General features: G+C 61.2%; 7 protein-coding genes and 3 tRNA genes. 9 read left to right on the top strand and 1 reads right to left on the bottom strand.

Translation table 11 applies throughout. The features are described from left to right. Position 1 precedes the first annotated feature (1 nt). The 5 genes from IGS61_RS16345 (at position 2) to IGS61_RS16365 (ending at position 2,610) form a co-directional block, all read left to right on the top strand. Positions 2-77 (top strand) — tRNA-Gly (locus tag IGS61_RS16345). Positions 78-166: 89 nt separating this feature from the next. Next, positions 167-242: transfer RNA gene (locus tag IGS61_RS16350), tRNA-Gly, on the top strand. Between the two features lie 42 nt (positions 243-284). Beyond that, positions 285-358 (top strand) — tRNA-Cys (locus tag IGS61_RS16355). A 278-nt stretch (positions 359-636) separates the two neighbouring features. Next, positions 637-2,124 (top strand): SulP family inorganic anion transporter, encoded by a 1,488-nt coding sequence (locus IGS61_RS16360; protein ID WP_230540639.1) that lies wholly within the window; start codon positions 637-639, stop codon positions 2,122-2,124. A gap of 33 nt (positions 2,125-2,157) precedes the next feature. Further along, positions 2,158-2,610: a hypothetical protein gene (locus tag IGS61_RS16365; RefSeq protein WP_230540640.1), complete on the top strand. Its 453-nt coding sequence runs from the start codon at positions 2,158-2,160 to the stop codon at positions 2,608-2,610. A gap of 10 nt (positions 2,611-2,620) precedes the next feature. Here IGS61_RS16365 and IGS61_RS16370 read toward each other — a convergent pair whose 3' ends face one another. Continuing rightward, a complete protein-coding gene (locus IGS61_RS16370) occupies positions 2,621-4,321 on the bottom strand; it encodes a methyl-accepting chemotaxis protein (RefSeq protein WP_230540641.1) in 1,701 nt (566 codons plus the stop codon). 382 nt (positions 4,322-4,703) lie between these two features. Here IGS61_RS16370 and IGS61_RS16375 point away from each other — a divergent pair, with 382 nt between their 5' ends. From IGS61_RS16375 to IGS61_RS16390, 4 genes are all read left to right on the top strand, one after another. Next, on the top strand, positions 4,704-6,854 hold the full coding sequence (locus IGS61_RS16375; RefSeq protein ID WP_230540642.1) for a TonB-dependent receptor: 2,151 nt from the start codon (positions 4,704-4,706) through the stop codon (positions 6,852-6,854). 248 nt (positions 6,855-7,102) lie between these two features. Beyond that, positions 7,103-10,174: a formate dehydrogenase-N subunit alpha gene (fdnG, locus tag IGS61_RS16380; protein ID WP_230540643.1), complete on the top strand. Its 3,072-nt coding sequence runs from the start codon at positions 7,103-7,105 to the stop codon at positions 10,172-10,174. Positions 10,175-10,187: 13 nt separating this feature from the next. After that, a complete protein-coding gene (fdxH, locus tag IGS61_RS16385) occupies positions 10,188-11,108 on the top strand; it encodes a formate dehydrogenase subunit beta (RefSeq protein WP_035820208.1) in 921 nt (306 codons plus the stop codon). Beyond that, complete coding sequence (locus IGS61_RS16390; RefSeq protein WP_230540644.1) at positions 11,098-11,769, top strand: formate dehydrogenase subunit gamma; 672 nt, start codon at positions 11,098-11,100, stop codon at positions 11,767-11,769. Before fdxH ends, IGS61_RS16390 begins: the two co-directional genes overlap by 11 nt. Positions 11,770-11,803: the final 34 nt, after the last annotated feature.

The following is an 11,803-nucleotide window of genomic DNA, read 5'->3' on the forward strand; positions in this document are numbered from 1 at the left end:
TGCGGGAGTAGCTCAGTTGGTAGAGCGCAACCTTGCCAAGGTTGAGGTCGAGAGTTCGAGACTCTTCTCCCGCTCCAGAATTCTAAAGGGAAGCTAAGCTGGCTTCCTTTTTTTATCCGCCGCAAAGCAGTCATGCGGCGTGATTAAGCGGTAAACAAGCTCCAATGCGGGAGTAGCTCAGTTGGTAGAGCGCAACCTTGCCAAGGTTGAGGTCGAGAGTTCGAGACTCTTCTCCCGCTCCAGTTTTCAAGGTGGGCCGCAAGGCGCATCCAAGCAGTTCCTCTGGCGAGGTAGCAAAGAGGTTATGCAGCGGCCTGCAAAGCCGTTTAGACGGGTTCGATTCCCGTCCTCGCCTCCAGATGAAAAAAATAGCCCACTTTCGAGTGGGCTATTTTTTTGTCTGCGCTTTCGCCAGACTTTGTCCGCTGTGCATCTTGTATAATGCCAGCAAGCTCAGCGGCGCCGCCTGGCGCCTTGATGATACTTTCCCTTTCCGCCATACCAATGTAGTCACTGACGACTTTCCTGCTCCGTTCAAGCTCGGCGCCCCTTTTCCGTGACGCCCGCTGGCATGGCTGCGCCTGATTATTTTCCGTCTGGCCCGCATTTCCCTGTTCCGACTTTGGATACGCATCAATGATCAACGCAACTTTTCGGGTAGAGTGGTTCTCGAATATACAAAAAAACGTCCTGGCGGGCTTGACCACCTCGTTCGCCCTGGTGCCCGAATGCATCGCCTTTGCCCTGGTGGCGCAGCTCAATCCCCTGATGGGCCTGTATGGCGCCTTCATCATTTGCGCATTGACGGCCATCTTTGGCGGGCGCCCGGGCATGATTTCGGGCGCTGCCGGTTCCATGGCCGTCGTCATCGTGGCTTTGGTGGCCCAGCATGGCGTGCAGTATCTGCTGGCGACCGTGGTGCTGAGCGGCATCATCATGGCGCTGTTCGGCCTCTTGCGCCTGGGTAAGCTGATCCGCATGGTGCCCCACCCGGTGATGCTGGGCTTCGTGAATGGCCTGGCCGTCGTCATCGCCATGGCCCAGCTGGAACACTTTCGCCAGGCCACGCCGCACGGCGAAACCTGGCTGCAAGGCACGCCCTTGCTCGTGATGAGCGCGCTGGTGCTGCTCACCATGGCCATCGTCTACGTGCTGCCGCGCATCACGCGCGCCGTGCCGCCCGCGCTGGTGGCCATCCTCGGCGTGGGCGTGCTCAGCCATTTTCTGCACCTGCCCACGCGCACGCTGGGCGACCTCGCGCATATCGCCGGCGGCTTGCCGGCCCTGCACTGGCCCACGGTGCCGCTGGACATGGCCACCTTGCACATCATCTTGCCGTATGCGGCGCTGATGGCCATGGTGGGCTTGCTGGAAACCTTGCTCACTTTTAATCTCACGGATGAAATAACGGAAACGCGGGGCCAGCCCAACCGCGAATGCGTCGCCCTCGGTGCATCGAACGTCGTCTCGGGCCTGTTTGGCGGCATGGGCGGCTGCGCCATGATCGGCCAGACGATGATCAACCTGAGCTCGGGCGGGCGCTCGCGCCTGTCGGGCGTGACGGCCGGCGTGATGATTCTATTGTTCATCCTGTTCCTGTCGCCGCTGATCGAGCGCATTCCGCTGGCCGCGCTGGTCGGCGTGATGTTCGTCGTGGCGCAGCAGACGTTTGCCTGGGGGTCCCTGCGCGTGCTGGGCAAGGTGCCGTTGCAGGATGCGCTGGTGATCGTTGCCGTGACGGTGATCACCGTGTTCACGGACCTGGCGACGGCAGTGCTGTGCGGCATCGTGATTGCCGCCTTGAATTTTGCCTGGCAGCATGCGCGTGACATGCGTGCCGACATCGATGACAGCAGCCCTGGCATGCGCGTGTACTTGCCGCACGGCACCCTGTTTTTCGCCTCGGTCACGCATTTTCTGGAACTGTTCCAGCCGGCCGCCGATCCTGCCCGCGTCATCCTCGATTGCCGGCATCTGCACATGGCCGACCACTCGGCCATCGCCGCCATCGAAGCCTTGTATGAGCGCTATGACAAGGCGGGCAAGCACCTGCAGGTGACGCATCTGTCTGTCCGCAACCAGGCCTTGCTGCAGCGGGCCGGGGTGGATGTGAGCGTGGCGTAAAATACGGGATTGCTGAATGTCTGTGGAGTGTGAATGCTGTCGAAGGAACAAGAACAATTATTGCAGCAAAGCCAGACGGCTTTTGATGCCTATTATGATGCGCTGGGCGCGTCGCTGGTCAATTTTGTCGAGCGCCTGGGCATCCAGCCCGCGCACGAAGTGCTGAGCAACGCGGCCGAATACCTGCCGTACATCGATGCGGCCATGCGCACCATCGTCATCCGCGACGAAAGCTGGCAATGGGTGAAAACCATGCTCGGCTACTTTATCGGCGAATACTTTGTGCAAGGTCATGCGGGTTGTTGGTATGTGGAAACGCGGGCCGAATCGCCGCATTTCTGCCGCATCATGGTGGGCGGCTTCGAGCATGGCATGCCGGCGGACGCCGCCATCGATCCGGAAGCGCTGGCGCTGGCATTCCTGGGACAATCCGTGCCGCGCGAACTGGCGGCACTGATCGCCAAAGAGCAAGCCCGCGCGGCTTGATGCAGCAGATTTAAAACTCTTCCCAATCGCCTTCGGCCGGTGCCGTTGCCTTGCTGCTGGCGCGCGTCACGGGCAGGCGCAGGGCAGGGGCCTTGCGGGCGGCCGGGGCCGGGGTTGCCGGCGCGCTGCGCTGCGCCGCTTTCACGCTGAAACGGTCGGTCGCCGCCGCGTTGGCGTCCAGGCGGAAGACGCTGACCACTTGCGCCAGTTCGCTCGCCTGTTCCTGCATCGCTTCGGCCGCTGCCGACGCTTCTTCCACCAGCGCCGCATTTTGCTGGGTTACCTGGTCCATTTCCGAAATGGCCTGGTTGACTTGCTCGATGCCCGCGCTCTGCTCTTCGCTGGCGTTGCTGATTTCGCTCATGATGGACGTGACGAAGCCGATGCTTTGCACGATTTCTTCCATCGTCTTGCCGGCCTTGTCGACCAGATCCGTGCCCACGTCGACTTTTTGCACGGAATCGTCGATCAAGCCCTTGATCTCTTTCGCTGCCGCTGCCGAGCGTTGTGCCAGGTTGCGCACCTCGGTTGCCACGACGGCAAAGCCACGGCCCTGTTCGCCGGCGCGCGCCGCTTCCACGGCCGCGTTCAGGGCCAGGATGTTGGTCTGGAAGGCGATGCCGTCGATGACAGAGATAATATCGACGATTTTCTTCGACGAGGTATTGATCTCGCCCATGGTGGCGACCACTTCGGCCACCACGGCGCCGCCGCGGCTGGCGATGCCGGCCGCGTCGCCGGCCAGTTTATTCGCCTGGCGCGCATTGTCCGCATTCTGCTTCACGGTACTGGTCAATTCTTCCATCGACGAGGCCGTTTCTTCCAGCGAACTGGCTTGCTGTTCCGTGCGCGAGGACAGGTCCTGGTTGCCGGCGGCGATTTCCGCGGACGCCGTGGCGATGGTGTCGGTGCCGCTGCGCACCTGGCCGACGATGCCGACGAGGCTGTCGTTCATGGTTTTCAGGGCGTGCATCAGCTGCGCCGTTTCATCGCGGCCCTGCACCGTGATGGTGCTGCTCAGGTCGCCTGCTGCCACGGTTTCCGCCACTTTCACGGCGTCGCGGATGGGGCCGGTGATCGAGCGCGTGATCCACCACGCAAAACCGATGCCCATCAGCACGGCCAGCACGCCCATGGTGATCAGGAAGATGCGCGTGCCGCTGTAAGCCTCGATGATGCTGGCGCCGACGCCGTCGGCCGCCTTGATCTGCATGCCGGCAAAGCGCTTCACTTCGGCCAGGTAGGCCACGGTGATCGGTGCGACTTCCTTCTCGAACACGATCTTGGCGCCGGCCACGTCGCCGTCTGCCTTCATCTTGAAGGCGCGTGCGCGCGTCGTCACGTAGTCGGTACGCACCTTGCGCACGACCTTGAATTGCTCGATCACGGCCGGGTTGAGCAGCGAGGCGACGATGTCGTCCTGCAGCTTGCTGGAACGGTCCGCATCGACTTTCAAGTCTTCCTCGATCTTGGCGCGCACGACAGGATCCGTGATTTCGAACGAGGCGACACCGCGCACGCTGTTGAGTTCAATGATCTTCGACCATTCGGCCACCATGCGCTGGTTCTTGATGCTGGTATTGATGAGGCGATAGGTCAGGTCGCTGGCCGTTTGCATGCGCACGAGGGCGGTGACGGTCAAGGCGGCAAGCAACAGCAATACGACAGCAAAGCCGACGCCAAGGCGGCTGCCGATGTTCAGGTTTTTCATGTAATTCCTAACAGTTTAATAGTCATGATCGCCGCCGCCAGCAGGGGCGGACAGGCGCCGCAAGGCGCAGGGGATCGGGGTCTTCGGGTGCCGCAGGATTGCTGTGCGGCGCGCCGCGCTGTGCACGGCGTTGGAGGTAAAACAAGGGGTGTGGCGGCCTGGGATGCCGCTAACCAGCAAACCGGAAGTATAGCATTGACGCGCGGAAATAGTTTTTTACGGCAATTTTAATTACTTATTGATATTAATTCATTGTTGCTTTTTTACGTCAAGTACCTAGTCTATAAGTACTATCACTTACATTTTGCCTTACTTTTCGCCATGCAGGCTGATAAAATACTAATGAGAATCATTCGTATTAAATCATCGACCAGGGAATTGTATGCAGCAACAGCGCAAGCCAGGATGTAAACCGATCACTCTCGCCGTACTGGGCGCCCTGACCTTGGGCGCCACGCCATTGGCAGCCTGTGCTCAGGAAAGTTTGCCCGCCGTCACTGTGACGGCCTCGAAGGACAACGCCGGCTATGTCGCCGCCACCTCCGCCAGCGGCACCAAGACGGAAATGGCCCTGCGCGACGTGCCGCAGACGATCAACGTGGTGCCGGCCGCCGTGATCCGCGACCAGCATGCCGTGTCGATCCAGGACATCATGAAGAACATTCCCGGAGTGGGCCTGTCCACGGGCGACGGCCAGCGCGACCAGGTGTTCATCCGCGGTTTCACGGCCATCGGCGACCAGTTCGTCGACGGCTTCCGCGACGATGCGCTGTATTTCCGCGACCTGTCGAATGTGGAGCGCCTGGAAGTGATCAAGGGACCGGCCGCCGTGCTGTACGGCCGCGGTTCCTCGGGCGGCCTGGTGAACCGCATCACCAAAAAACCGGGTATCGATATCGCGGACGTGGCGCTGAGCCTGACGAATACAAAAGGGCGCCGCGGCGAGGTCGACGTGGGCCGTGTCGGCGAGACGGTGGACTGGCGCGTCACGGGCGCGCGCGAATTGTCCGACAGCTACCGCGACCAGCAATTCATCAACCGTACGGCGATCGCGCCCTCCGTGGCCATCCGCCTCTCAAACGCTACGAAACTGCTGCTGCAGGGCGATTACCTGGAAGACCGCCGCCTGACGGACTTCGGCATCCCGTCCTGGCACGGCCGTCCCGTCGCCGTCGATGCGCGCACCTATTATGGCGCCGCGAATGCCCGCGATGCGGATTTCAGCCAGTCGCGCGTGGTGTCCACGGCCGCTACCCTGACGCACAAATTCAGCGATAGTTTGTCGCTGCGCAATGCCTTCCGCTACTACGACTATCACCTGGACCGCAACAACACGAATATTTCCGGCAACGTCAACGAAGTCACAGGCACGATGAACCTCGGTCACGCCAAGCTCAACCGTGACGAGAGCGGCTGGTTCAACCAGACGGAACTGACGCAAAAGCTGGTCACGGGCAGCCTGCGCCACGAAGTGCTGTACGGCGCCGAGTTCGGCAAGCAGAACAAGGATGCGTCGAGCTGGGCCTCGACCGTGGTGGCGACGAACGTGTCGATCTTCAACCCCGTCCTGCCTGTGGTCAACCGCAGCAAACTGGGCGCGCGCAGCGATACCTTCGGCACCTACGACACGGCCGCCGCCTACGTGCAGGACGCCATCAGTTTCAGCGACGAGTGGAAGGCGCTGGCCGGCCTGCGCTACGACCGCTACAAGCAGCAGTCGCGCCTGGCCAATGCGCTAGGCGTGACGACGGCGGACCTGTCGCGCACGGATTCGGCCTACAGCCCCCGCGCCGGCCTCGTCTGGCAACCGGGCGCTGCGCAGTCGTACTACGCGTCGTGGAGCCGCTCGTTCCAGCCCAGCGGCGAGAACTTCGCCCTGGCCGCGAATAATGCCGACCTGGCGCCGGAAACCACGCGCAACACGGAGGTGGGCGCCAAGTACGATCTGTGGGGCGGCCGCGCCAACGCCACCGTGTCGCTGTTCCGCCTGGAGCGCGACAATATCAAGACCAGCGACCCGATCACCAACCGCATCGTGCCCGTCGGCACGCAGCGCACGGATGGCCTGGAACTGACCTTCAACGCGGACTTGCACGATGGCTGGAAAATGATGGCCGGCTACGCTTACCTGGATGCCACCATCACCGATTCCATCGCCGTCGACCGCAGCGTGAATGCGCCGGGCACGACGACGGCCAGTTCCGTCGCCATCAAGGGCAAGCGCGCCACTTTGACGGCGCGCAACACGGCCAACCTGTGGCTGACGAAAGACCTGGGCCACGGCTACACGGTGGGCGGCGGCGCGAATGCCGTCGGCAGCCGTTTCGCCAATGCGGGCAACACGGTGGTCTTGCCCGGCTACGTGACGGCCGACGCCATGGCCGCGTACCGCACGGGCCGCTATGAAGTGCAGCTGAACATCAACAATATCTGCGACACGCGCTACATCGTTTCCGGCCACGGTTCCAGTCCGAACCTGAGCTTGCCGGGAGCGCCGCGCAACGTGGCATTGACTTTGCGCTACAGCCTGTAATTTTTGCCGTTCCCCAACAAAACCCGCTCGCGAGCGGGTTTTTTCATGCCTGTCCATTTAGAGGAAATATTCGGTATGGATAAATTAATGTTGACGAGGGGTAATTTTTTCCGGCGGACTGAGCCTTGATTGCCTTTGAGGGGTAAAATACGCCTCATACGGCACAGGCATGGTGCTTATATCTTATGGATATGACACTGTCATGACGCCGTATGACTTTTTATTTACTCACATCATAGAGGTCTGATATGGTTCAGATATCCAGGCGCCAGTTCCTTCGGGTAACTGGCGCCACGATTGCTGGCTCCAGCCTCGCCTTGCTCGGTTTTGCGCCGGGGCAGGCGTTGGCAGAGGTACGGCAATACAAGCTGGCTCGCACGACCGAGACCCGCAATACCTGTCCTTACTGTTCCGTTGGCTGCGGCGTTTTGCTGTATGGCCTGGGCGATGGCGCGAAAAACGCCGTCTCCAGCATCATCCACGTGGAAGGCGATGCCGATCACCCGGTCAACCGCGGCACCCTGTGCCCGAAAGGCGCCAGCCTGGTCGACTTCATCCACAGCCCGAACCGCCTGAAAGTGCCCGAATACCGCGCGCCGGGCGGCACGGAATGGCAACCGATCTCCTGGGATGTGGCGCTCGACAAGATCGCGCGCCTGATGAAGGATGACCGCGATGCCAACCTGATCGAAAAGAATGCCGACGGCAAGACCGTCAACCGCTGGCTCTCCACCGGCATGCTGGCCGCGTCCGCCGGCAGCAACGAGGTCGGGTATCTGACCCACAAGACAGTGCGCAGCATGGGGATGCTGACCTTTGATAATCAGGCGCGTGTATGACACGGACCGACGGTGGCAGGTCTTGCCCCGACGTTTGGCCGTGGCGCGATGACGAATCATTGGGTCGATATCAAGAATGCCGACGTGATCCTGGTCATGGGCGGCAATGCAGCAGAAGCACATCCTTGCGGATTCAAATGGGTAACGGAAGCGAAGGCGCATAACAAGGCCAAGCTGATCGTTGTCGATCCGCGTTTTACCCGTACCGCATCCGTGGCAGATTACTACTGCGCCACGCGTACCGGCACGGACATCGTCTTCCTCGGCGCGATCATCAATTATCTGCTGACGAACGACAAGATCCAGCATGAGTACGTGCGCAACTACACGGACATGCCTTTCATCGTGCGCGAAGACTATGCGTTCGAGGACGGCCTGTTCTCGGGTTTCGACAAGGAAAAAGGCAAGTACACCAACAAGGCCACCTGGGATTACGAGATCGGCGACGACGGCTACGCCAAGGTCGACCCGACCCTGGAACACCCGCGCTGCGTCTACCAGATGATGAAGAAGCACTACGCGCGCTACACGACCGAGATGGTCGAACGTACGTGCGGCGTGTCGGCCGACAAGTTCCACAAGGTGGCCGAAGCCCTGGCATCGACCGCCGTGCCGGGACGCGCCGGCACCATCCTGTACGCGCTGGGCTGGACGCACCACTCGACGGGCGCGCAAACCATCCGCACGGGCGCCATGGTGCAGTTGCTTTTGGGTAACATGGGTATCGCCGGCGGCGGCATGAACGCCTTGCGCGGCCACTCGAACATCCAGGGCTTGACCGACCTGGGCCTGATGTCGAACCTGTTGCCAGGCTACATGACCTTGCCGAACGAAGCGGAGCAGGATTTCGATGGCTACATCGCCGCGCGCGCCACCAAGCCGCTGCGGCCGAACCAGCTCAGCTACTGGAGCAATTACCGCAAATTCCACGTCAGCTTCATGAAGACGTGGTGGGGCGACTTTGCCACGGCGGAAAATAACTACGCCTACGACTACCTGCCAAAACTCGACAAGCCGTATGACTTGATGCAAGCCATCGAGAACATGCACCAAGGCAAGATGACGGGTTATATCTGCCAGGGCTTCAATGTGCTGGCGTCCGCGCCGAACAAGCAGAAGGTCACGGAAGCGCTGTCGAAGCTGAAGTTCCTCGTCATCATGGATCCGCTGGCCGTGGAAACGGGCGAATTCTGGAAGGCGCACGGCCAATACCACGAAGTCGATCCCACCAAGATCATGACGGAAGTGTTCCGCTTGCCGACCAGCTGCTTCGCCGAAGAACGCGGTTCGCTGGTGAGCTCTTCGCGCGTGCTGCAGTGGCACTGGCAGGCGGCCGAACCGCCGGGCCAGGCGCGCAGCGACCTGGAGATCATGTCGGGCCTGTTCTTGCGCATGCGCAACATGTACAAGAAAGAGGGCGGCAAGTTCCCCGATCCTATCGTCAACCTGACGTGGAATTATGCGCAGCCGCATAACCCGCAGCCGGAAGAAATCGCCCGCGAATTCAACGGCAAGGCGCTGGCCGACTTGTACGATCCGAAAGATCCGACCAAGCTGCTGGTGAAAAAGGGCGAACAGCTCGCTTCGTTTGCGCAATTGCGCGACGACGGCACCACCACCAGCGGTTGCTGGATCTTCGCCGGCAGCTGGACGCAGGCGGGCAACCAGATGGGACGGCGCGACAACAGCGACCCGACCGGCATCGGCCAGACCCTGGGCTGGGCCTGGGCATGGCCGGCCAACCGCCGCGTGCTGTACAACCGCGCTTCGTGCGACCTGAAGGGCAAGGCTTTCGATCCGACCCGCAAGTTGATCGAATGGAATGGCACCAACTGGAGCGGGGCCGATATTCCCGACTTCAAGGCCGACGAACCGCCGGAAAACGGCATGGGGCCGTTCATCATGCTGGGCGAGGGCGTGGCGCGCTTCTTTGCGCGCGGGGCCATGGCCGAAGGGCCGTTCCCCGAGCATTACGAGCCGTTCGAAAATCCGCTGGGCTATAACCCCATGCACCCGAAAAACCCGCAAGCGACCAGCAATCCGGCCGCGCGCGTGTTTGCCGATGACCGCAAGCAATTCGGCACGCATGAGGAATACCCGCACGTGGCCACCAGCTACCGTTTGACCGAGCATTTCCATTACTGGACCAAGCATGCGCACCTGAATGCCATCATCCAGCCGCAGCAATTCGTCGAAATCGGCGAAGAGCTGGCCAAGAGCATCGGCGTCGTTGCCGGTGGTGAAGTGCGCGTCAGTTCCAAGCGCGGGCACATCATCGCCAAGGCCGTCGTCACCAAGCGCATCAAGGCCTTGATGATCGAAGGCAAACCGGTGCATACCGTGGGCCTGCCGCTGCACTGGGGCTTTACGGGCGTGGCCAAGCCGGGGTATCTGATCAATACCCTGACGCCGGGCGTGGGGGATGCGAATTCGCAAACGCCGGAATTCAAGTCCTTCCTGGTGAAGGTGGAAAAAGCATGATGGGAGATCAATAATGGCACTGCAATCCTTAGATATCCGGCGCCTGTCGGCGACCACGGTGACGCCGCCCCAGGCGCGCAGCCCGGTGACGGGCACCGTGGCCAAGCTGATCGATGTGTCGAAATGCATCGGCTGCAAGGCTTGCCAGACGGCGTGCATGGAATGGAACGACTTGCGTGACGAAGTCGGCGAAAACCATGGCACCTATGACAATCCGACGGACCTGACGCCGCAATCGTGGACGGTGATGCGTTTTGCCGAACACGAAAACAACGACGGCAACCTCGAGTGGCTGATCCGCAAGGATGGCTGCATGCACTGCGAGGACCCGGGCTGCCTGAAGGCCTGTCCGGCGCCGGGCGCCATCGTGCAGTACACGAACGGCATCGTGGATTTCCACCAGGAAAACTGCATCGGCTGCGGCTACTGCGTGGCCGGCTGTCCTTTCGACGTGCCCCGCATCTCGAAAAAGGACGACCGCGCCTACAAGTGCACCTTGTGCTCGGACCGCGTCGCCGTGGGCCAGGAACCGGCCTGCGTGAAGACGTGCCCGACGGGCGCCATCGTCTTCGGCACCAAGGAAGACATGAAGGTGCATGCGGAAGAGCGCATCGTTGACCTGAAGTCGCGCGGCTTTGAAAACGCGGGCCTGTACGATCCGCTGGGCGTGGGCGGCACGCACGTGATGTACGTGCTGCACCATGCCGACAAGCCGAAGCTGTATTCGAACTTGCCGGAACGCCCGCGCATCAGTCCGATGGTGGGCTTCTGGAAGGGCTGGTCCAAGCCGCTGGCCGTCGCCGGCATGGCGGCCACGGCCCTGGCAGGCCTGTTCCACTACACGCGTGTCGGTCCGAACGAAGTGAGCAAGGACGAAGAGCACGAGGCGCTGGAAGAGGCCAAGCGCATCCGGGAGGAACAGCATGAAGCATAGTGAACTTCACGATGGCAAGCTGCGCGACAAGGATGGCAATCCCTTGATCGAGCGCTACAACCCCAATGAGCGCACGAATCACTGGGTCACGGCCATCACCTTCGTCATGCTGGCCCTGTCCGGGCTGGCCATGTTCCATCCCTCGATGGCGTGGCTGGCGAACCTGTTCGGCGGCGGGCAATGGACGCGCATTTTGCATCCGTTTGCCGGCCTGGTGATGTTCGTCTCGTTCGCGATCCTGGTGCTGCGCTTCTGGCACCACAACAAGTTCGAGGACGGCGACAAGCAGTGGCTGAAACAGATGGACGACGTGCTGCACAACCGCGAGGAAAAGCTTCCGAAGATCGGCAAATACAATGCCGGCCAGAAGATCCTGTTCTTCGTGTTGCTGGTCAGCATGATCGGCTTGCTGCTGTCGGGCATCGTGATCTGGCGCGCGTATTTCGCGTTCTATTTCCCGATCGACGTGGTGCGCTTTGCCGCTTTGCTGCATGCGGGTTGTGCTTTTGCCATCATCTGCGCCATCATCGTGCACATCTACGCGGCGATCTGGGTCAAGGGCTCGATCGGCGCCATGGTGCGCGGCACCGTCACCTATGGCTGGGCGCGCAAGCACCATCCGAAGTGGTTTGAGGCGGTGATACGCAACAGCAAGGATTAAGCTGCCGTAAGCGATACCCTGCTGCAAGAGCCGG

This window comes from Janthinobacterium sp. FW305-129 (assembly GCF_020858115.1).
Classification (GTDB): Bacteria; Pseudomonadota; Gammaproteobacteria; order Burkholderiales; family Burkholderiaceae_D; genus Janthinobacterium.

Excerpts from the sequence above, each read along its gene's own strand:
- IGS61_RS16360 (WP_230540639.1), top strand. The coding sequence starts at position 637 with ATGATCAACGCAACTTTTCGGGTAGAGTGGTTCTCGAATATACAAAAA.
- IGS61_RS16365 (WP_230540640.1), top strand. The coding sequence starts at position 2,158 with ATGCTGTCGAAGGAACAAGAACAATTATTGCAGCAAAGCCAGACGGCT.
- IGS61_RS16370 (WP_230540641.1), bottom strand. The coding sequence starts at position 4,321 with ATGAAAAACCTGAACATCGGCAGCCGCCTTGGCGTCGGCTTTGCTGTC.
- IGS61_RS16375 (WP_230540642.1), top strand. The coding sequence starts at position 4,704 with ATGCAGCAACAGCGCAAGCCAGGATGTAAACCGATCACTCTCGCCGTA.
- fdxH (WP_035820208.1), top strand. The coding sequence starts at position 10,188 with ATGGCACTGCAATCCTTAGATATCCGGCGCCTGTCGGCGACCACGGTG.
- IGS61_RS16390 (WP_230540644.1), top strand. The coding sequence starts at position 11,098 with ATGAAGCATAGTGAACTTCACGATGGCAAGCTGCGCGACAAGGATGGC.